Source organism: Litorivita pollutaquae (assembly GCF_003205515.1).
Lineage (GTDB): Bacteria > Pseudomonadota > Alphaproteobacteria > Rhodobacterales > Rhodobacteraceae > Litorivita > Litorivita pollutaquae.
The window spans coordinates 173666-194628 of sequence record NZ_KZ826485.1; the positions used below are offsets into that span (position 1 = coordinate 173666).

Here is a 20963-nt window from a genome sequence, read left to right on the forward strand (position 1 = left end):
GGCGGCGAATGTGACAGGGTATTAACAGTGGCGCGATGATGTCAGTCCAACGCGGCTTTGCCTGATGTGGAGGCGCCCTTACCGGCATCGCCGGGCAACGCGCCATCGCCGCACGCGGCGGCCTCTCCTAACATACGCACTTCGCGCTGCGGGAAGGGAATGGAAATGCCATGCTCTTTGAACGCATCCCAAAGCGCCAGATACACATTGCCGCGAATATTGGTCAGCCCGCCAGTCGGGTCGCGAATCCAAAACCGCAAAATGTAATCCACCGAACTGTCGCCAAACCCGACGACATGACAGACAGAGGGTTTGGTTTTGAGCACGCGATCGACGCTTTGCGCCGCTTCGATGGCGATTGTACGCACCAAATGCGGATCATCCTCATACGCCGTGCCAAAGAAAATATCGAGCCGTACGAAGTCGTCGGAATGGGACCAATTGACCACCTGCCCGGTAATCAAATCCTCGTTCGGGATCAGATATTCCTTGCCGTCCCGCGTCACCACTGAGACATAGCGCGCGCCCAACGCGTTGATCCACCCGAAGGTTTCGCCCAAAGAGATCACATCGCCCGGTTTGATGGATTTATCCAACAGGATGATAATCCCTGACACCAGGTTGGAGACCACCTTTTGCAGCCCGAAACCCAGCCCGACACCAATCGCACCGGACAACACCGCCAGTCCCGTCAAATCCACACCAATGGTGCGCAACCCGATAAACACCGCAGCACCGTAGAGCAGCACTTGCATGAATTTGATCACAAGGACCTGCATCGAAGGGCTGATGTCGTCGTTGCGGCGCACGCGCGTGGCGCTATTGACCGAAATGAAACGCGCAAGGGCGAAAAGCGCCCCCAAAATCACCCCTGCCTGCAACAAGATCCACAACGACAGGCGCATTTCGCCCAAATGCACGGAAGCACTATCAAGGATGGCTTGGGCCTGATCGCTCAATCCGAGGATCGACAGCGTCACCCACACCCATCCCACATATCGCACCGCCGAGCGCAGCAACTTGTTGGAAATCAAACGCGTCAGGACCGCAATCACCAGATAGGCAAAGGCCAATTGCGCAATAACCGCCAAGAGGTAAGAACGGCTTGGCCACGTCGTCATCCGCATGATCCAGACAAGGGCCCAGATCATCCCGACGAACAAGATGAGCCCCAACCGCCGGTGCAGCACCACAAAAATGCGCATGCGCCATTTTGGCCATCCTTCGCGGGACCGCATCCAATCTTGCATACGCGGCCCGATGATCCGCCCCGCCACCCACGCCGCCGCAAACACGCCCAGCGCAATCGCAATCTGATAGGCATTCCAAGGCCGCATCATGGTATCGGCAAATGCCATCGCCCGCTCCCAGAACGACAAAGCGGCGTCATGGGTGACAGCGGAGATATCAAACGGGAAAATGATCGTCATAGGTTTTGGTCGCCCTCGTCTGTGCAAACCCTTCCATTGAGTAAGGCATAGAATGCCGCGCTAAAGCAATGATCCCGAGCTGCGGGGCCAAAGCCGTATCTTGCCGATCCCGTTCCTTACTGTGCACGGCATTGTGCGCGGCGACCGGCGGAAGGCCCCTCTCGCCGGACGCTTTCCGCGATTGTCGCCAAACCCGAAACACTGAATCTCCAAATATCCGCAACAATTGGTTAATAATGTCTTGCCTGCTCTGATTTGGCCTTATTTCGGACATGTTTGACGGTCACTTCCTAACGTCAACATTGACCCGTTTTGGCGTCGTATGTAACCGACAGGTTAACCATAAGGGGTTCTGCCCCCCTACGCATAACTGTAACGAGGACACGATGAACCTATTCAAGAAAACAGCTGCCGCAACCTGCGCTTTGGGTCTGGCCCTGACCGCGATGCCTGCCACCACGGCTCAGGCGCTGACATCCGTCAGCACCGGCGTTGGGCAAGGCGATATTTTTGTCAGCGCCCGCGGCGACGAAAGCCAGATCTTCATGAACTTTGATTGGATCTCTGCCCCGGTATCCGGTTGGGTCGACTTCACCCTCGAAGGCACCGGGTCAATCGCATTTGACGCGTTCGACGTTTACAGTGGCGCGCTTAGCGATGTGACCGGCTATACGCTGGACTACACTGTCGGCGGCGTGACATCGCGTTTGACCAATGACACGACATTCTGCGCAGGCGCAGGCGTTGCCGCTGCCGTCCGCGGCAGCTGTAATCTGTTCTCTCAAGACGGCGCAGTAGGCGGCTCCACAGGTTTGGCCAGCACCCCTGGCGCGATGCTGTTCAGCGATCTGGTTGCGGGCGATTACCGTTTTGGCATCTACGACAGCAGCTCGCCCAGCAACGCGATCGCGGGCTTCATCGTCTATGACAACCTGCCAACCGTGCCGCTGCCAGCCGGCGGTTTGCTGTTGCTCAGCGGTTTGGGCCTGATCGGGGCCGCGCGGCGCCGCAAAGGCTAAGCCACGCCTCTATATCTCTAACGACCAAAGCCGCTGATCCCTCGCTGGGGCGGCGGCTTTTTGTTTGCCTACCCCGTGGCGGCCCACGCGCCCAAAACCCCGTTTGCGCATATCTCTTGATAGAGACGGCGGCGCATAGTATCTGCTTCCTATGACACAGATTTTCGACATGGATGATCGGTCCCGTCTGCCGTGGCGCTTTTTTGGCGCAACGCTGACCATTCTGGCACGCCTATAAGGCACCGATCCCTGTTTTGCCGCGCGCCATACGCACATGCGGCCCAAGTTTCTGATACATACAATCATCACAGCAAATCCCGACACTCCACACGGGAGAGGACCAAGCCATGACAGCCCCAAAGACACTCTATGATAAAATCTGGGATGCCCATGTTGCCCATGAAGGCGACGACGGCACCTGCCTCTTGTATATCGACCGTCACCTTGTGCACGAAGTGACATCACCGCAGGCGTTTGAGGGTCTGCGTATGGCGAACCGCGCGGTGCGCGCGCCGGATAAAACCATCGCCGTGCCGGATCACAACGTGCCCACCACATTGGATCGCGTGTCCGGTGTTATCGCCAATGAAGAAAGCCGCATTCAAGTCGAAGCCCTCGACAAGAACGCCAAGGATTTCGGCATCCATTACTATCCCGTCTCGGACGTGCGCCAAGGCATCGTGCATATTGTCGGCCCCGAGCAAGGCTGGACCCTGCCGGGCATGACCGTGGTATGCGGCGACAGCCACACCGCAACCCATGGCGCATTCGGCGCATTGGCCCATGGCATCGGCACCTCCGAGGTGGAACATGTTCTGGCCACGCAAACGTTGATCCAGAAAAAGTCCAAAAACATGAAGGTCGAGATCACCGGCAAATTGAAGCCCGGCGTGACCGCCAAAGACATCACCCTTGCCGTGATCGGCGAAACCGGCACCGCCGGCGGCACCGGCTATGTCATCGAATATTGCGGCGAAGCGATCCGTGATCTGTCGATGGAAGGCCGCATGACCGTGTGCAACATGGCCATTGAGGGCGGCGCGCGCGCGGGCCTCATCGCGCCGGACGACACCACATATGCCTATTGCAAAGGCCGCCCCCATGCCCCCAAAGGCGCGGATTGGGACAAGGCTTTGGCGTGGTGGAAAACCCTCTACACTGATGAGGACGCACATTTCGACAAGGTCATCACACTCAAAGGCGAAGACATCGCCCCGGTGGTCACATGGGGCACCTCGCCCGAAGACGTTCTGCCGATCACCTCGGTTGTGCCTGCGCCGGAAAGCTTTAAGGGCGGCAAGGTCGAAGCGGCCAAACGCGCCATTGAATACATGGGCCTGACCGCCGGTCAAAAATTGACCGACATCGAAATCGACACGGTGTTCATCGGATCCTGCACCAACGGCCGTATCGAGGATCTGCGCGCTGCGGCGTCGATCCTCAAAGGCAAAAAAATCAAAGACGGCCTGCGTGCCATGGTCGTGCCGGGTTCGGGTCTTGTTCGCGCCCAAGCCGAAGAAGAAGGCATTGCGGCGATCTTCCAGGAGGCCGGGTTCGAATGGCGTCTGGCGGGATGCTCGATGTGCCTTGCAATGAACCCCGACCAATTGGCAGAAGACGAACGTTGCGCATCGACCTCGAACCGCAACTTCGAAGGGCGCCAAGGCTACAAAGGCCGCACCCATCTTGTATCGCCGGAAATGGCCGCAGCCGCTGCGATCACCGGTCACCTGACCGATGTGCGCGAGATGCTCTGAATGAGCCAAGTGGCCCTGCATACCGATGACCAAACCCTTGCGCCAATTGGCGCGCTTTGGGTGGGAGAGCGGCTGCGCTGGCTTGACCGGCTGTCGCTCGCGTCGTTCGTGCATCAGGGCCACGCGGTCGCATTGTTTCATCTCGACGGGTTCGCAGAGCCACCCATTGAGGGTGTCGAATTCATCCACGCACGCGAAGTGTTCGATTATGACCGGATCTTCCTTGCGTCTGTGAAACCTTCGGTCTTTTCCGACATGTTTGCGCTGCATCTGATTTCCAAATCGGATTTCATATGTGTCGATACCGATGTGCTCGCCCTACGGCCGTTCCGGCCCAAGGACGGGTATCTTGTCGGGCGCGAGCACGGCGGTTGGGTCAATGTCGCCGTGATGCGGTTGCCCGAAGACAGTGCGGCATTGCACGACATGATGGATTGCGTGACTGATCCGACCACCGTGCCGGAATGGTTGCCAGAGGATGTGCAAGCCAAGGTGATGCGCGTGCAACCCAAGAACCGGTTGATGGAAGCGTGCAAACGCATCCGCAACACATTGGGGCCAAGGATGCTGACCCATATGCTCAAAAAGCATAATGAAAAGCACCATGCCTTGCCGGTTGCCGCGTTGAACCCGCTGCCTTGGTCGATGGCCGATGCTTATTTCAACCCCCATGGCGGGGTCGAGGGATGGCTGACGGATGAAACCCAAGCCGTGCATCTTTACTCATCACGGATCAGGGCGCTGCACCTGCGCGTCGCGCCCTATCCCAATAGCTTTATGGCGAAATTCGCCGCCGATATCGGGTTCTCTTTCGGAGACCTGCCACAACAAACCGAAGGGTTTTAACCTATGGACAAGTTTCAAAAAATCACCGGCGTTGCCGCGCCCATGCCTTTGGTCAACATCGACACCGATATGATCATCCCTAAAGTATTTCTCAAAACCATCAAACGCTCGGGCCTTGGCGTGAATCTCTTTGACGAGATGCGCTATGACCGTCAGGGCAATGAACTCCCCGATTTTGTGCTCAATAAACCGCAATATCGCGGCGCTGAAATTCTGGTGGCGGGCGACAACTTCGGCTGCGGCTCCTCGCGCGAACATGCGCCTTGGGCGATTGCGGATTTCGGCATCAAATGCGTGATCTCCACATCCTTCGCCGACATCTTCTTTAACAACTGCTTCAAAAACGGCATCCTGCCCGTCGTCCTGCCGCAAGAGCAAGTCGACCTTTTGATGAAAGACGCCGAGAAAGGGGAAAACGCCCGTGTGACCATCGATCTTGAAGCGCAAGAGATCACCACATCGGATGGCGAAGTGATCACATTTGACGTCGATCCGTTCAAAAAGCATTGCCTGCTCGAAGGTCTCGACGACATTGGCCTGACCATGGAAAAAGGCGCGGCCATCGATGCCTTTGAATCCAACGCAAGCGCCGAACGCCCTTGGGTTTGAGATGAAATATCAGGCGCGCCGTCTTCCCGCGTGCCTCGATACTCATATGCCGCCAAGGCCGCCTGTCCCGCGCAGGCGGCCTTTGTTTTGGCCTTACCTCTCGAAAATCTGCGTCACGTAGTGGCCCCTTTGGCGCGCTCCACCATATCTGGTAGGACGCATCAATGTGCCTTAATCTTGCACCAAAATTGATGCAATACCGCACCACATTGACCCTCAAATCGCCCTGAATCTCAACTCTTGTTAACCAATACCTTGAGCGAGATAGCGAAAGAAGGCAGAAATTGGGCAAGATTGAGGCAGACCGTCAGAGTAGGCGGAATCAAGTTGGGACAAAGACGCGGCATCGTATCGCGTCAGGCCAGTTTGAAGGGAACACAGCAGTGCTCGCACGAACATTCGGCGCATTTATGCGCGCAGTCCTTGTCGCGTTTTTGATCGCGACGCCGGCACTCTTGTTACCGGGGGTGGTCGCGGACACGTCGCAAATTGTCATGCTCATCGCGATCTTCGCCGGGCTGTTGACCTATATCGAATACTTTAGCCAATACCCGTCGATCGTGGAGTTCCGCTTTGCACCGCCCTTTAACCGGCTGCGGTTTGTGGCATTGTTCTTCACCGTTTTCCTATTGACCGTAATTTGCCGTGGCCTCACCGATCCGACCAATTTCACGCATTTCGTCACATCGCTCGGGGCGATCCTCGGCAATGCCATTGATTTCCCCTATTCGCCGGTCCGGTTGGTCGTGTTGACCCTACCTGCCGATGCCAGCCACGAATTGGTCGCAACCGTGCGCACCGCCGCAGGCATCGCCTATCTCGTCTCGTTGATTGCGATGTTCTGCTTTGTCACGATGGTACGCATCTTTGGCTGGCCGGCCCGTGGCGGCGTGTTCAATGTATGGGTCAACCTGCCCCTGTTTGATCCCACAGCAGGCGGCGATGTCTTGCACCGTCTCAAACGCGATGCCAGCCTGAACATTGTGCTTGGCTTTCTCCTTCCGTTCTTCATCCCCGCTGTGATCAAAGCCGCAGCAGACGTGATTGACCCGATCAGCATGCAAAACCCGCAAACCTTGATCTGGACCATTTCGGCATGGGCGTTCCTGCCCGCGAGCATGATCATGCGCGGTATCGCCATGAGCCGCATCGCCGATATGATCGAGGAAAAGCGCCGCCGGACCTATGCCGAAGCAAATCACGACGCCCTGCAAACGGCGTAATGGATCGCGGCGCGCGCCGCCTTGGCGGTGTGCCATGGCGGTGCCTGATACTGGACATGCGCCCCTTGCCTTGATCTGCGCCTTGGTGGTTATCCTGCTGTTACTTGCTCCGCGACCCGCATGCGCCCAAGGCCCGCTGCGTATCGCCAGCTTCCACACCGAATTGTCACGTAAGGGGCCGGGGCTTTTGCTGAAAGCAGCCCGCGAAGGTGATCCTCAGGTCGAAGCTGTCGCGCGGCTCATCGCCCGCGCCGCACCGGATATCATTGCCCTGCAAGACATTGACTATGACTATCACGCCGAGGCGCTCACCGCCCTCGCGGAGCGCATCACAGAGCACGGTCATGCATTGCCCTATCGCTTTGCACTGCGCCCCAATACCGGCATGCCCACCGGTCTTGATATGGAGGGTGATGGCCGCCTTGGTACTCCCCGCGACGCTCAAGGGTATGGGCACTATTCGGGCCAACACGGCATGGCGATCCTGTCGCGTTATCCAATCCGGACCGTTCTGGCCAAGGATTACAGCGCGCTGCTATGGGCCGATATGCCCGACCCAATGGTGCCCACCAGCCCAGACGGCGCACCCTTCCCCTCCCCCGATGCCTTCGCGGCGCAGCGGCTCAGCTCCACCGGACATTGGGCCGTGCCGGTCGATTTGGGCGAAGGTCAGGAATTGATGCTGCTGACCTATGCCGCCACGCCGCCCCTGTTTGACAAAGACGAAGATCGTAATGGCAAACGCAATCACGACGAAACACGGTTTTGGACATGGCTATTGGATGGGGCGTTTGGTCCGCCGCCTAACCCGCCCTTGGTTCTGCTCGGCCTTGCCAATGTCGACCCGCACAGAGGCCAAGGACGGCGCGCGGCGTTGACCGCTTTGCTGGCGGATCCGCGCTTCAACGATCCGCACCCGACCAATAGTGCGGGCGAGGATGCCACCACCGAATTCGCGCGTGCTGGCCTGCTGCGCCTGAGCTACATCCTGCCGTCCTCGGATTTGCAGGTGACCGGCAGTGGCATACTGCAAGACCCCGCTGCCAGCCGCCACCGGCTCGTCTATGTTGATCTCGACCCTCGTTGATCGGTGTGCGGGATAGCCCGTCATCTCCAGCCCCCTCATTTCTTGACCCGACCGCACCAACGCGATAGGCCGACCGCAACAGATTTTCACGAAGGACAGATCCACATGACGAACCCCTCGATCCTTATTCTCGCAGGTGACGGCATCGGCCCCGAAGTCATGGCCGAGGTGCGCAAAGTTATTGACTGGTATGGCAACAAACGGGATCTGGCCTTTGACGTAAGCGAAGACCTCGTCGGCGGCTGCGCCTATGACAAACATGGCACGCCGCTTCATGACGACACGATGGCCAAGGCCCAAGAGGTCGACGCGGTTCTGCTCGGCGCCGTCGGCGGGCCGAAATACGACGCCCTTGATTTCTCGGTAAAGCCCGAGCGTGGGTTGCTGCGCCTGCGCAAGGAAATGGATCTTTATGCCAACCTGCGCCCCGCGCAATGCTTTGACGCATTGGCCGATTTCTCGTCGCTGAAAAAGGACGTTGTGGCGGGTCTCGACATCATGATCGTGCGCGAATTGACTTCGGGCATCTATTTTGGCGAGCCGCGCGGCATCATCAAAGAAGGCAATGAGCGTGTGGGCATCAACACCCAGCGCTACACCGAAAGCGAGATCGCCCGTGTGGCCCGCTCGGCGTTTGAATTGGCCCGCAAGCGTGGCAACAAAGTCTGCTCGATGGAAAAAGCCAACGTGATGGAAAGCGGCATCCTGTGGCGCGACGTGGTCACCGAAGTGCACGCCGCCGAATATCCCGATGTGGAATTGTCGCATATGTATGCGGACGCGGGCGCGATGCAGCTGTGCCGCTGGCCCAAGCAATTTGACGTGATCGTCACCGACAACCTCTTTGGCGATCTTCTGTCCGATGCCGCTGCGATGCTCACCGGTTCACTCGGCATGCTGCCTTCGGCCAGCCTTGGCGCACCGATGGACAATGGCCGCCCCAAGGCGCTCTACGAGCCGGTGCACGGGTCGGCGCCCGACATCGCCGGTCAAGGCAAAGCCAATCCCATCGCTTGCGTGCTTAGCTTCGCCATGGCGCTGCGCTACAGCTTTGACCAGGGCGCAGAGGCCGACCGCCTTGAGAAAGCCGTCGAGACGGTTTTGGCAGACGGCAAACGCACGGCGGATCTTTTGGGTGAAGACGGCGTTACGCCGGTGACCACCGCAGAAATGGGCGATGCGATTGTCGCCGCGCTCGAGGCGTCCCTATAATCCGGGGCCCATTGGCCGGAAAACTTATCGGCCGGACAACCGGCACACGGATGGAAACGGCGCGCCACAGGGCGCGCCGTTTTTATCTACAAAGCGGCCATCACACCGGCCGCCATGTGGAAACTCCTCAAATCCATATCATCCCCTAGGCAGCGCATCGCATGCACCTTAGTGTCACCGCGAACAGCTATCGTTTTTTGCAGCAAACCTCCCCGAGCCACCATGACCCAAGCCCTCCCATCCAACCTGCGCGGCGCGCTCACTGCATTAGCCGCATTCGCGATTTATGCCGTGCATGACGCGTTGATTAAATCATTGGGGGCCAACTATTCAGCGTTCCAAATCGTGTTTTTCTCGGTGCTTTTCGGCTTTCCGTTGACCACCCTGATGTTAATCCGCGACCGCACCGACGGCAATCTGCGCCCGCGCCGACCGATGTGGACCGTCTTGCGCACGGTTTTTACCGTCATCGCAACGCTTAGCGTCTTTTATGCCTTTTCGGCGCTGCCTCTGGCGCAGACCTACGCGATCCTTTTTTCCATGCCGCTGATCATCTCTTTGGTTGCGGTTCCGATTTTGGGTGAGCGCATCGGCTGGCGCCGCGGCATCGCGATTCTGGTAGGCCTTGGCGGGGTTATGGCAGTGTTGCGCCCCGGCACAACGGACCTCACGCTTGGCCATGCTGCGGCACTCTCTGCGGCGGTGTTCCTCTCTTTGATCTCGGTGATTTTGCGCAAAATTGGCCATGAAGAGCGCAGCGCGGTTCTGGTACTTTATCCGATGCTGGCCAATTTCATCGTGATGGGCTGCATTCTGCCCTTTGTCTATGTGCCTGTCGCCCCCGCCGATATGGCCGGAATGGCGGCGCTCGCCGCCCTTGCGGTGGTGGCGCTGCTGGTGCAGATTCAAGCCTATAAAATGTCGCGCGCTGTGATCGTCGCCCCGATGCAGTATTCGCAAATCATTTGGGCCACTCTGTTTGGGGCGCTCTTTTTTGACGAGGTTCCCGACCTCAACACGGCGATCGGCGCGGCGATCATCATCGGCAGCGGCGTTTATATCGTGTTGCGCGAGGATGGCGCCACGGGCAGCGGCACGCCGGTTCTGAAAACCCAAAGCCGCTTTGGCCCGATCCCGCTGACCCGTATCAGTCTATTGCAACGCTTCGGCCGCAAAAGCGACTGACCGCCCCGCGTGTTTTGTCTTGTCAAAACCCGATGCGGGGTTTAAATCGCCCCTCACGGTCGGGCTGTAGCGCAGCCTGGTAGCGCACCTGCTTCGGGAGCAGGGGGTCGGAGGTTCGAATCCTCTCAGCCCGACCAATTTCAAACAACTCAAACGCGGCGACGTCAAATGCGATGCTAACGGCCGACGCCGGAAAATCGCGCCTGTCCTGCCCGTTATGGTGATCGCCTTTGCGCCGTCGGGCACAGACAATCCCAACAGGTCACAGCCCAGATTATCATAAGGCCACAATACTCACGCGGCCGGATCGTCGGCGGGAAACCAATGTTTGGTGCGGTTGGCAAAGGCAACCAATGACAACATCACCGGGACTTCGACAAGCACACCGACGACCGTCGCCAGCGCCGCACCGGACCCAAGGCCAAACAGGCTGATCGCCACTGCCACTGCGAGCTCAAAGAAATTCGACGTCCCGATCAAGGCACAGGGCGCGGCCACATTAAAGGGAATGCCCCAAGCCCGCGCCGCGCCATAAGCCACGAAAAAGATACCGTAGGATTGGATGAGCAACGGCACCGCAATCAGAGCAATGACCATAGGGCGGGCCAAGATCACTTCGCCTTGAAACCCGAACAGCAGCACGACGGTGACCAACAACCCGAGAATAGAAAACGGCTGCACGCGGGTTTTGAAGGCATCGACCGCCGCCTCCCCATCCTGCGCCACGAGCTTCCGGCGCGTGACATATCCCGCCAGAAGCGGCAACATTACATAGAGCCCCACCGACAATAAGAGCGTATCCCACGGCACGACAATATCCGTCACGCCCAACAAAAAAGCCACAATCGGTGCAAAGGCAAATACCATGATCACGTCATTCACGCTAACCTGCACCAGAGTATAGGCGGGATCTCCGCGCGTCAGATTCGACCAGACAAATACCATCGCCGTGCAGGGCGCCGCGCCCAATAAAATCACGCCCGCGAGATAGGCCTGCGCATCCTCGGGCGGGATCAATCCGGCAAACACATAGTTGAAGAACAACACCCCAAGAGCGGCCATGGTAAAGGGTTTGATCAACCAGTTGACAATCAGCGTCACGATCAAGCCCTTCGGTTTGTCGCCGACCTGCCGCAGGGCGCCGAAATCCACGCCCACCATCATCGGATAAACCATCGCCCAGATCAGCACCGCCACCGGCAGGTTCACCGAAGCCACTTCGAGCGAGGCCAGAAATCCAAAAACAGCGGGAAATAGATTGCCCAGCAAAAGTCCCGCCCCGATGGCAAGTGCCACCCAGACAGAGAGCCAACGTTCAAAAGTGCCCAACCCTGCCGCAGCGGTGCGCGAAATATCAGTCATCTTAGTCTCTCAATTAATCCTTCAAGGGTAGAATTAATCCGCCTCCACGGTGCCTTTGCCGATATCGTCAAGATTGCGTTGCAACACCATCCGGTCAAGCGAGCCAATCGGCAAACTTGTGAAAATCGAAATGCGGCTGCGCAACATCCGGTAGGTTTCCGAGAATGCAACGCGGCGGACGGCTTCGGTGCCTTCGACCTTGACCGGATCAGGCATACCCCACTGCGCGCTCATCGGTTGACCGGGCCACACAGGGCAGGTCTCGGCGGCGGCGGCATCGCAAACCGTGAAGACAAAATCCATCTGCGGCGCGTCCGGTTCGGCAAATTCGTCCCAACTTTTTGACCGCGCAAAGCCGGTGTCGTGGTTCAATCCCTTTAACAGATCAAGCGTATAGGGATGCGGCGTCCCTGCCGGATTGGACCCCGCAGAATAGGCGTTGAACCGGCCCATCCCCTCGCGGTTCATAATTGCTTCGGCGATGATCGACCGGGCGGAATTTCCGGTGCACAGGAATAAGACGTTATAAACATCCTTGGTCATGGCAACCTCCTAACAGGCGCAAGCGACTTCATTGATGACAGGTTGGCAAAGGTCCGGTCGCCCCCCACAACAGTCCTCCATCAGAAAACCAAGCAAGCCGCGCATTCCGTCCATATCGGCGAAATACCGGATGCTGCGGCCCTCGCGGGTGCTGCGGATTAGGCCGGCGCGGACCAGAATAGACAGGTTGGTCGACATGGTATTCTGGCGCACATCGAGGGCGTCACTGATCGCACCCGCCGACATCCCCGTTTCCCCCGCCTTTATGAGCAAACGGAACACGTCGAGACGGGTTGATTGGCTGAGTGCCGCAAAGGCATCTAGGGCAGTATTTTTATCCATATATCGAGAATTAAAGATACAATGGCCGCACGTCAAGCCCCAATGCAATCTCGCGCAAATCCCCGCATCAGTGCCCCACATAGGTGAAAGCAAACGCATCACAGCAGGTGCTATTCACGCGGTAAGATCCTGATGCCACCGGCACGCCTTCGAGAAAATTCGATGTGCCATCCACGTTCAATGCGTTGAAAATTCCCGATCCTTTTGACGACTGGGGATTTCCCCTCACAAAATATCCGCGCATCTGACAAAAAGGCATGCCCGCCTTGTGGCAGACGCACGCACGCGAAGAGGTGGGCCACCGTGGCGGCGCCAATGCGGCACCGTCACACCCGCGCGAATAGGCCGAGATTCTGCAGAAACCGGACACGAAAGCCTGACACGAGGGCTGATACCTGTGGGGCGGCGCATGGCTATGGGTTTGGGCCGCCCCCTATCCTAGGGGCCCGTGCACCGGAACCTTTGCACCAAACGTAAGCCCGTTGACCTTCTCGACGATGCTCGCGGTATCTATGCCAAAATGCCGATACAGATCCCCAATTGTGCCCGTTTGACCAAAATGCTCCACGCCCAGCGGCACCGTTTCGTGCCCTACGACAGCGCCCATCCACGCCAATGTCGCAGGGTGCCCGTCAATCACAGTGATCATCTTGGCGTCGCGAGACACCATCGCCAACAGGCGCTCAATATGCGATATCGCGTCCCTCTGCCCATGCGCCCGCGCGCGCTGTGCCGCCGTCCATCCGGCGTTCAACCGGTCGGCCGAGGTCACCGCCAACACTCCAACATCGCGCCGCGCCGCGCCAATCAACCCCGCCGCACGGATGACATCAGGGGCCACCGCACCTTGATAGGCAAGGATGACCTCACAATTCGGACCCGGCGGGCGCAGCCAATAGGCGCCATCGATCGCGCCCTGACGAAAGGCATCATCATTCCGCGTTCCCGGTTGCTCGATCGGATTGGTGGTCAATCGCAAATATACCGAACCGCCGGTCTCATCACGCAACCATGTGCGTTCATCCGGATCGCCCGAACCATCCTTTTGCAGATAATCAAACGCCCACTCCATGATCACCGCGAGCTCATCCACAAAGGCTGGCTCGAACGCGGCCAAACCATCCTGACTCATCCCGATCAAAGGCGTGCCGACAGATTGATGTGCCCCGCCTTCGGGGGCCAGGGTGACGCCAGAGGGGGTGCCAACAATCATAAACCGAGCGTCCTGATAGCAGGCGTAATTCAACGCATCCAACCCACGGTTCACAAAGGGATCATAGACCGTTCCGACCGGAATAAGCCGCTTGCCAAACAACGAGTGCGACAAACCCGCCGCCCCCAGCGCAAGGAACAGGTTCATCTCTGCGATGCCCAATTCGACGTGCTGGCCTTCGGGGGAAAACTCCCATTTTGCTGTGGATGGGATCTTCCGTTCCTTGAACATGTCCGGTTGCTCTGTGCGGGCAAACAATCCGCGGCGGTTGACCCATGGCCCCAATCCCGTCGTGCCCGTAACATCGGGGGACATTGTCACAATCCGCTGCGCGATATCCGAGGACCCTTTGGCAAGGTCGTCAAGGATTTTGCCAAAGGCCATCTGTGTCGAAATTTCGCGGTCGCTTTGCAGCCCGATTTTGGGGACCTGCAGATGCGCATCATTAAAACGACGCGGACCGGCGGCAAAAAACGGCACCTCACCCAGAAACCGAGTCAGAGCCTCGGGATCTGCGACCGTTGCCATCGGCTCCCATTCCTGCCCCTCCGGCACCCCCATATGCTGTTGCCACTCTCCCATCTGCGCTTTGGTCATCAGGCCGCCATGGTTGTCTTTATGCCCCGCAATCGGCGTGCCCCACCCCTTGATGGTATAGGCCAGAAAACAGGTCGGACGGTCGTGGTCGATGCTGGCGAAGGTCTCGGCCATCGTCTCGACGCAATTCCCGCCGAGGTTTTCCATCAAGGCGGCCAATTCCGTATCGTCGCGACCGTCGATCAGCGCCGAAACATCCCCCTGATCTCCCAAATCTTCCATCAGCCGTTCGCGCCAAACTGCTCCGCCTTGATAGGTCAGAGCGGAGTAAAGATCATTGGGACAAGCATCGATCCACTGCTGTAATGTCTCACCGCCGGGCTCAAGAAACGCCGCCCGCTGCAAGGCGCCGTATTTGACCCGCACGACATCCCAACCGAAGGCATCAAAAATCTTTTCGACCCGCTCCCACAACCCTTCGCGCACGACCCCGTCCAAAGATTGCCGATTGTAATCAATGATCCACCACGTGTTGCGTAGATCGTGTTTCCATCCTTCTTGGAGGCATTCATAAACGTTGCCCTCATCCAACTCCGCATCCCCCATCAAGGCAATCATCCGCCCCTTTGGGACATCCGCCCCCCAAGTCTTAGCAGTCACATAATCCTGTATGATTGACGCAAATGAAGTGATCGCCACACCCAGACCAACAGAGCCCGTCGAGAAATCCACATCATCCACATCCTTGGTGCGACTGGGATAGGATTGCACCCCGCCAAAGCCACGGAAATTCTCCATCTTCTCGCGTGGCATGTTTCCCATCAGATAATGCATCGCATGAAAAATCGGCGAGGCATGGGGCTTGACCGCCACCCGATCCTCTGGCCGGAGCGCCGAAAAATAGAGCGCCGTCATCATCGACACCATCGACGCCGAGGAGGCTTGGTGCCCACCAACCTTGATCCCGTCCACCTTGGGCCGGATATGATTTGCGTGGTGGATCATCCAATGCGACAGCCACAGCAGTCGTTGCTCAATCGTGCGAAGATGAGATTGGGTCATGTGCTACTCCCTTTTTCATCCCGAATATCAAAACCACGGTAGTCTTTCCCTGCTACTTTTGCTCTGAATGTGATAATCATTGGCGAATACCACTAAGGAAATTCAAAATTATGGCTGATCTAACGACCATTGATCATATAGACGCGCGAATCCTTGACCTTTTGGTGACCGACGGCCGGATGAGCGTTCAAGATGTGTCTGCCCGCGTCGGACTAAGCCCGACCCCCGTCTCGCGGCGCATTCGCCAGATGGAATCAAAAGGTATCATCAGCAGCTACTCCGCCGTGATAAACGAAGCCGCGCTTGGCTATGAGTTTTCGGTGTTCGTATCGGTGCAACTGGATCGGCAGGTCGATCAGGCCTTGGCCCAATTCGAAGCCGCAATTGACGAATTTCCCGAAGTGGCCGATTGCTGGCTGATGACCGGAAACCGCGACTATTTGCTGCGCGTGGTGACCACCGGATTGGCAGGGTTCGAGGCCTTCCTGACCGGACAACTGACTCGCGTCCCGGGCGTATCCAGCATCGAAAGTTCAATTTCTTTGCGCAGGGTCAAAGCATCAACGCGAAAGGCGGTTTAACGATCCAAATAGAGCGGCCTCACTCTCATAGGGTCAAGATCAATGCCGCCGATGGTGCATTTAAAAACCACATTAGCCAACTTTGGCCAGCCTGTCTTTTTTGGAAATTTACTTGCTGCCATAAACACCTTTGGGCGATGGTAACTCTCGAGAAACAGACCGGAATGAACTTATGAAACACGCGAGGTTTATTGCGATAGTTGCGGCGTTATATCCGTTCACAAGCGCGGCTCAGACGAACCTAGAAAGCCTAAACACAGAGGTGCGATGCGATCAGGCTTTGTCCGACATGACCGCGACCCATTGAGCCGGCGTCTTTCCCAGCCCCAAGATTTGAGAACCATCGGTGGTATCTAGGATAGACATGACTCACCCTTCCCTGCGCGAGATTACCGCTTTGGTTTCGGCTTTGACCGTGAACTGGGCCACATACTTTTCCCAAGCCCCGCTGGGGATTTTCGGGTTCCGTTTCCCAGGCGCGGTGTAGATATGATCCAGCATGTCCTCCCGGATCAGGTAGCGAACGTTTGTCACAGGAATGCCAACTCGGTCCGCCAGCTCTTTGGGTGTCTCGAGAAGTTTAGTCATGGATCGCCCCTCCGCCAGTTGCTCACATATCGAGGCGAGAGAATTAGTTTTGCGTTCAGAAAGAAACAAAACTACGCTGATCTTGGATGAATCAGGCGTATCGCCATCGTTCGTAACATATATTGTTAGGTATGATCACGAATGAGGTCAATACGATTACAAACGAAAGTTGCAAATGGCAGTTCAGGGAATGGGAGAACGCCTCGCGGCAGTTAGAACCATGTCTAAGCTCTCCCAAGAGGATATGTGTCGTCGTTTGGGGATAAGTCGTAGCGCGTTCCAGAATTATGAACGGGGCCAACGTGACCTGACCGCCGAACTCCTGTTCAAGGTATATAAAGAGTTCGACGTTGACCCGCTCTGGATGCTGGAAGGTGACACTGAAACTGGCAAAAGCAGACGCCACGAAGAGGTGACACAAGCCTACCGAAAGATTGGCCTCGCGGTCGAGCATCGCATTAGCGAACGCAGCCTGAAGGTAACGCCAGAAAAGAAGTGGGACGCAATCGACTTCCTATTCGCTGAGTTTCTTAACACGGACGCTTTGGGTGGCGAGGATCACGAGCTAGATACCAAGCGGATCGATAGCATTTTAGGACTGGTGGCATAATGTCTGACACTGACTTTCCCGGAAGCGTCCATGTCCTGAAGCCACGAAAAGTCTCCGTGTCGCAGAAACTCGATAGTTTCTTAAATGCAACTGGCCTAGCGCATTCTGATTGTGCTCCGGTAAACGATCAGACTCGACCCAAGGCTGGCAGTTTGAACGCCATGTTTTGCGCGGGTTGTGGCCAAGTCGAGTATCTGACCCGCGAATATTGTCGCTGTGGTCACTATCTAGGCGGTCAACTTCAAGACGAGTATCTTGCTTTTGAGCAGAGCCTCCACGCTAAACATGCAGAATTGTCTGATGAGGTTGAGCGCGCACTAAAGCCCCTCCGGTTCTGCTACATGCTTGCCCTGCCTTTTATGATCATGCCAGCTCTACATGCTCTTTTTTGGTCTGATAGCTTCGCCCTAAGTACTTTTCTTTGGTGGATGCCAGCCATGCTAATCGCCGGTGCTGGTATGTTTGCGGAGAACCATGTCATCCGGCCACTTAAGGAAAGCAACCAGTTACTCAATAACTACACCTTCGATGTTTTCCTATCCAACAGATATCAGCACCCTAACAAACCGTTTTTTGAAGAGGGGTTAGAAGCCAATGGTGTATAACCCCTTGGTTCACCCTACTCCAAGTCAGCAAAGGTCCTTTACTTTTGGCCCTAAAACATCCTGTAAAAGCCTGGGTTTGTCAGTGGTGCCTTTACACAACGGATCCGCACAGGACAAAGAACTGGCCCTGTCGTTGGGTCACACTATAACCACCCAAGTTGGATAGAAAAGTCATTGGCAAAGTTTCACATCAGAGCGCGAACCATTGACCTTCTTGGTCGACAGCAAATCGCCAACATATCCACGGCAATAAGTGAGCTCTTCAAGAATGCGCATGATGCTTATGCCACTACAGCTGAAGTCGACTACTTTCGGGACGATGGACTGCTTGTCTTAAGAGATGACGGTCTAGGGATGACCAAGCAAGACTTTGAAGATCGTTGGCTCACACTTGGGACTGACAGCAAGGTAGGATCGTTTTCGGGCCTAAAACGTCCCCCAGTTGACAGCGCACAAGACATTCGTCCGCTACTTGGCGAAAAGGGCATAGGACGGCTAGCAATTGCGGTTATCGGCCGACAAGTACTTGTACTTACTCGCGCAAAAGTCGATGGAAAAGCTGAGGACAGCATTACCGCGGCTTACATCCATTGGGGCTTGTTTGAGCTACCTGGGATTGATCTCGACGAAATTGTTATCCCACTTGAAACTTTCAGAGCTGACACCCTGCCGAACCTTGAAGACGTGCAAGAGATGGTGTCAAAAGCCCGGGACAGCTTGGACAGCCTAGCAAGCCGGATAGACGAAAAAGTTGCAAAATCCATCCGCAACGATATGGACGCCTTCAAAGTAGACCCTCGAGATGCATCAACCTACCTTGGGCAACCTTCTTTCGATTTGAACGGTTCCGGAACTCATTTCTACATACTGCCTGCCGATGAGATCATCCAAGACGATATTGATGATCGGGATGAATCCACCAAGGCAACAAGGTTCGAAAAAAACCTCATCGGCTTCACAAATACGATGACACCGGAATTCCGGAAGCCAAAGATCATAACACGGTTTAGAGATCATATAGACGAGGGTGAGCCGTTAGAGAGAGTCGGCGAGAAAGCATTCTTTAGTCCTGAAGAGTTCAAGCAAGTCGACCATCATATTCGCGGTCGCTTCGATGAATTCGGTCAGTTTCGTGGGAAGGTTGGCGTCTATCAAACGTTGCCCTCTGAATATGTGCTCAACTGGTCAAATACAGATGGTAAACCGACTAGTTGCGGCCCCTTTGACTTTTCAATCGCGGTGATACAGCCAACGCCAACGGACTCTTTAGTTGATCCAACCGAGCACGCCAAAATTCGGCGAAAACTTGAACGGCATGGTGGAGTTTATATCTACAAAGATGGGGTTCGAGTTCAACCATATGGCGGTCCTGACTTCGACTTCCTCGATGTTGAGCGCCGGCGAAACTTGCGAGCAGCAACAGCCTACTACTCCTTCAGAAATATCATGGGGGCGGTCGAACTAACATCTCGAGACAACCCCAACTTGGTAGAAAAAGCAGGGAGGGAAGGTTTTCGTGAGGATAAGGCTTACCGGCAGTTTCGAAGTATTCTGATTAACTTTTTCATACAGTCGGCGGCAGATTTCTTCCGGGAAAATGGCAAATATTCTGAAGAATGGACTGAAAAACGTTACGAACTTCAACGCCTCGATGAAGTTCGAAAGAAGCGTGAGAAACAGTCCAAAGGCAAGAAAGACAGGTTCGGTGAACAGCTGGAGAAATTCTTCAAGGTTATAGACTCCGGACAGTTGCCAAAAACCATATCTGATACGGTTGCAGGTTTTGAAGCGGACGTGCTTTCCGAAATCAATAGCAAAAAGAATCCTCAAGCCAAGGCACTTGCAATTGGCCGTCTGGAGGCTGAGGCGAAGTTGCATCTGGACCAACTTCGTAAGGAGCATGCTATCTCGAAACCGCGAGGTGTTGGTCTAAACACTGAACTACGCAACAACTGGGAGGCCTATCAAACAGAAATGGGCCGGCTAACGAATGACCTGGTGTTGCCTGCCGAGAAGACGATTGAGAACATCGTCACAACAACTGTAAAGAAAAACAAGCTGAACCTTGAGCCTGGGCTGCGACTGAATGCTGCCGTCCAAAAGCACACGAAAGAGACCCTTTCAACCATGAAAACTCTGCGGACGCAGACTGAGGAGACCCTAACCGACCTGACACGCACAGTAAGGGATACAACAAAAAACAGCTTTCGAAACGTATCGAAAGTCGTTGATGAGGTCCTCGCCGAGCTTGAGGCCGTTAAAGGTAAGAAGCAGGCAGAGTTCGATTTCTCAAAACAGCGGGAGGCTTTCGAGACCTTGGTAGCTGACGCATTCGAAGAAGAGAGCGAAAAACTGCGGAAGATCTACAGTCAACTCGACGCTGTTTTATCATCAACCCAATCCAGCGGTTCAGATATGGTCGAAGTCACTGAAGCGCTGGAAGAGGAAGTCGTCGCGCTTCGCGAGCGGCAAGAGGTCGATTTCGAGCTCGCCCAAATTGGGATGGCGCTTAACACGATTAATCATGAATTTGGAAAGACGGCTGGTAGCTTGCGAGACGGCCTTAGGCGCATGAAATCTTGGGCCCATGCCAATCCTGACATGAAGCGCCTATACGACGACATGCGCGTCAATTTTGATCACTTGGACAGCTACTTGGCATTGTTCAACCCACTAGACCGGAAGCTTCAGTCGACAGCCGTCGATATCAAAGGCAGTGACATATTTCGATTTGTGTCTGACTTGTTTGAAAAGCGGCTTAAACGTCACAATGTTCGGCTGGTCGCTGATGAGGGCTTTAAGGCTCATACTCTTCATGGGTTTCACGCGGACTTCTATCCTGTCTTCGTCAACCTAATCGATAATGCGATCTATTGGGCGTCCAGTGCGAGAAACGACGCGGGCATCATTGAACTGATTGAAGACTATGGCGACCTTTGTGTCAGAGACAACGGTCGTGGAGTGAGTAGCATTGATGTCCGAAACATTTTTGAGCTCAGCTTTACTCGAAAGCCGGGCGGGAGAGGTATGGGACTGCATATTTCAAGGCAGGCGCTTGGCCGGCTTGGTTACGAACTGAACATTGATCCACCAACCCCCAATTCTGGTGCCTGTTTCCGTATCTCAAAGATGTCTCAATAGAAGATTTGATC

Annotated in this window: 18 protein-coding genes and 1 tRNA gene; 13 read left to right on the top strand and 6 right to left on the bottom strand. The window is 55.9% G+C overall.

The annotated features are described in order from the left end of the window. Positions 1-41 precede the first annotated feature (41 nt). On the bottom strand, positions 42-1430 hold the full coding sequence (locus tag DI396_RS10760; RefSeq protein ID WP_110796217.1) for a mechanosensitive ion channel family protein: 1389 nt from the start codon (positions 1428-1430) through the stop codon (positions 42-44). 386 nt (positions 1431-1816) lie between these two features. On the opposite strand from DI396_RS10760, the gene DI396_RS10765 reads away from it, so the two are divergent. The 9 genes from DI396_RS10765 to DI396_RS10810 all read left to right on the top strand — a co-directional run bounded on the left by DI396_RS10765 (position 1817) and on the right by DI396_RS10810 (position 10505). Continuing rightward, the gene (locus tag DI396_RS10765) at positions 1817-2449 is read left to right on the top strand and encodes a hypothetical protein (RefSeq protein ID WP_110796218.1); all 633 of its coding nucleotides are present in this window, start codon (positions 1817-1819) and stop codon (positions 2447-2449) included. Between the two features lie 347 nt (positions 2450-2796). Next, positions 2797-4206, top strand: a complete 1410-nt coding sequence (leuC, locus tag DI396_RS10775) for a 3-isopropylmalate dehydratase large subunit (RefSeq protein ID WP_110796220.1) — start codon at positions 2797-2799, stop codon at positions 4204-4206. Further along, positions 4207-5052 (top strand): hypothetical protein, encoded by an 846-nt coding sequence (locus DI396_RS10780; protein ID WP_110796221.1) that lies wholly within the window; start codon positions 4207-4209, stop codon positions 5050-5052. 3 nt (positions 5053-5055) lie between these two features. Continuing rightward, positions 5056-5661 carry a 3-isopropylmalate dehydratase small subunit gene (gene leuD, locus DI396_RS10785; RefSeq protein ID WP_110796222.1) on the top strand — a complete coding sequence of 202 codons (606 nt, stop codon included), beginning with the start codon at positions 5056-5058 and terminating at the stop codon, positions 5659-5661. Between the two features lie 383 nt (positions 5662-6044). Then, positions 6045-6884, top strand: a complete 840-nt coding sequence (locus tag DI396_RS10790; protein ID WP_110796223.1) for a hypothetical protein — start codon at positions 6045-6047, stop codon at positions 6882-6884. Positions 6885-6918: 34 nt separating this feature from the next. Then, positions 6919-7971, top strand: a complete 1053-nt coding sequence (locus tag DI396_RS10795) for an endonuclease/exonuclease/phosphatase family protein (protein WP_110796289.1) — start codon at positions 6919-6921, stop codon at positions 7969-7971. 105 nt (positions 7972-8076) lie between these two features. Then, positions 8077-9183 carry a 3-isopropylmalate dehydrogenase gene (leuB, locus tag DI396_RS10800; RefSeq protein ID WP_110796224.1) on the top strand — a complete coding sequence of 369 codons (1107 nt, stop codon included), beginning with the start codon at positions 8077-8079 and terminating at the stop codon, positions 9181-9183. A 222-nt stretch (positions 9184-9405) separates the two neighbouring features. Then, positions 9406-10368 carry a DMT family transporter gene (locus tag DI396_RS10805; RefSeq protein WP_110796225.1) on the top strand — a complete coding sequence of 321 codons (963 nt, stop codon included), beginning with the start codon at positions 9406-9408 and terminating at the stop codon, positions 10366-10368. A 60-nt stretch (positions 10369-10428) separates the two neighbouring features. Then, positions 10429-10505 (top strand) — tRNA-Pro (locus DI396_RS10810). Positions 10506-10662: 157 nt separating this feature from the next. Here the strand turns inward: DI396_RS10810 and arsB are convergent. From arsB to DI396_RS10830, 4 genes are all read right to left on the bottom strand, one after another. Beyond that, positions 10663-11730 carry an ACR3 family arsenite efflux transporter gene (gene arsB, locus DI396_RS10815; RefSeq protein ID WP_110796226.1) on the bottom strand — a complete coding sequence of 356 codons (1068 nt, stop codon included), beginning with the start codon at positions 11728-11730 and terminating at the stop codon, positions 10663-10665. Positions 11731-11763: 33 nt separating this feature from the next. Continuing rightward, the gene (locus tag DI396_RS10820; protein ID WP_110796227.1) at positions 11764-12273 is read right to left on the bottom strand and encodes an arsenate reductase ArsC; all 510 of its coding nucleotides are present in this window, start codon (positions 12271-12273) and stop codon (positions 11764-11766) included. A 9-nt stretch (positions 12274-12282) separates the two neighbouring features. Beyond that, complete coding sequence (locus DI396_RS10825) at positions 12283-12615, bottom strand: ArsR/SmtB family transcription factor (RefSeq protein WP_110796228.1); 333 nt, start codon at positions 12613-12615, stop codon at positions 12283-12285. Positions 12616-13048: 433 nt separating this feature from the next. Then, on the bottom strand, positions 13049-15427 hold the full coding sequence (locus DI396_RS10830) for a transketolase (RefSeq protein ID WP_110796229.1): 2379 nt from the start codon (positions 15425-15427) through the stop codon (positions 13049-13051). Positions 15428-15537: 110 nt separating this feature from the next. On the opposite strand from DI396_RS10830, the gene DI396_RS10835 reads away from it, so the two are divergent. Beyond that, entirely contained in the window at positions 15538-16008 is a 471-nt protein-coding gene (locus DI396_RS10835) for an Lrp/AsnC family transcriptional regulator (RefSeq protein WP_110796230.1), read from the top strand. 369 nt (positions 16009-16377) lie between these two features. Here DI396_RS10835 and DI396_RS10840 read toward each other — a convergent pair whose 3' ends face one another. Beyond that, positions 16378-16596 (bottom strand): hypothetical protein, encoded by a 219-nt coding sequence (locus tag DI396_RS10840; RefSeq protein ID WP_110796231.1) that lies wholly within the window; start codon positions 16594-16596, stop codon positions 16378-16380. Positions 16597-16771: 175 nt separating this feature from the next. On the opposite strand from DI396_RS10840, the gene DI396_RS10845 reads away from it, so the two are divergent. The 3 genes from DI396_RS10845 to DI396_RS10855 all read left to right on the top strand — a co-directional run bounded on the left by DI396_RS10845 (position 16772) and on the right by DI396_RS10855 (position 20952). After that, positions 16772-17206 carry a helix-turn-helix domain-containing protein gene (locus DI396_RS10845; RefSeq protein WP_110796232.1) on the top strand — a complete coding sequence of 145 codons (435 nt, stop codon included), beginning with the start codon at positions 16772-16774 and terminating at the stop codon, positions 17204-17206. After that, a complete protein-coding gene (locus tag DI396_RS10850; RefSeq protein WP_110796233.1) occupies positions 17206-17811 on the top strand; it encodes a hypothetical protein in 606 nt (201 codons plus the stop codon). The genes DI396_RS10845 and DI396_RS10850 overlap by 1 nt, the downstream gene beginning before the upstream one ends. Before the next feature lie 174 nt (positions 17812-17985). Continuing rightward, a complete protein-coding gene (locus DI396_RS10855; RefSeq protein WP_110796234.1) occupies positions 17986-20952 on the top strand; it encodes an ATP-binding protein in 2967 nt (988 codons plus the stop codon). Positions 20953-20963 lie beyond the last annotated feature (11 nt).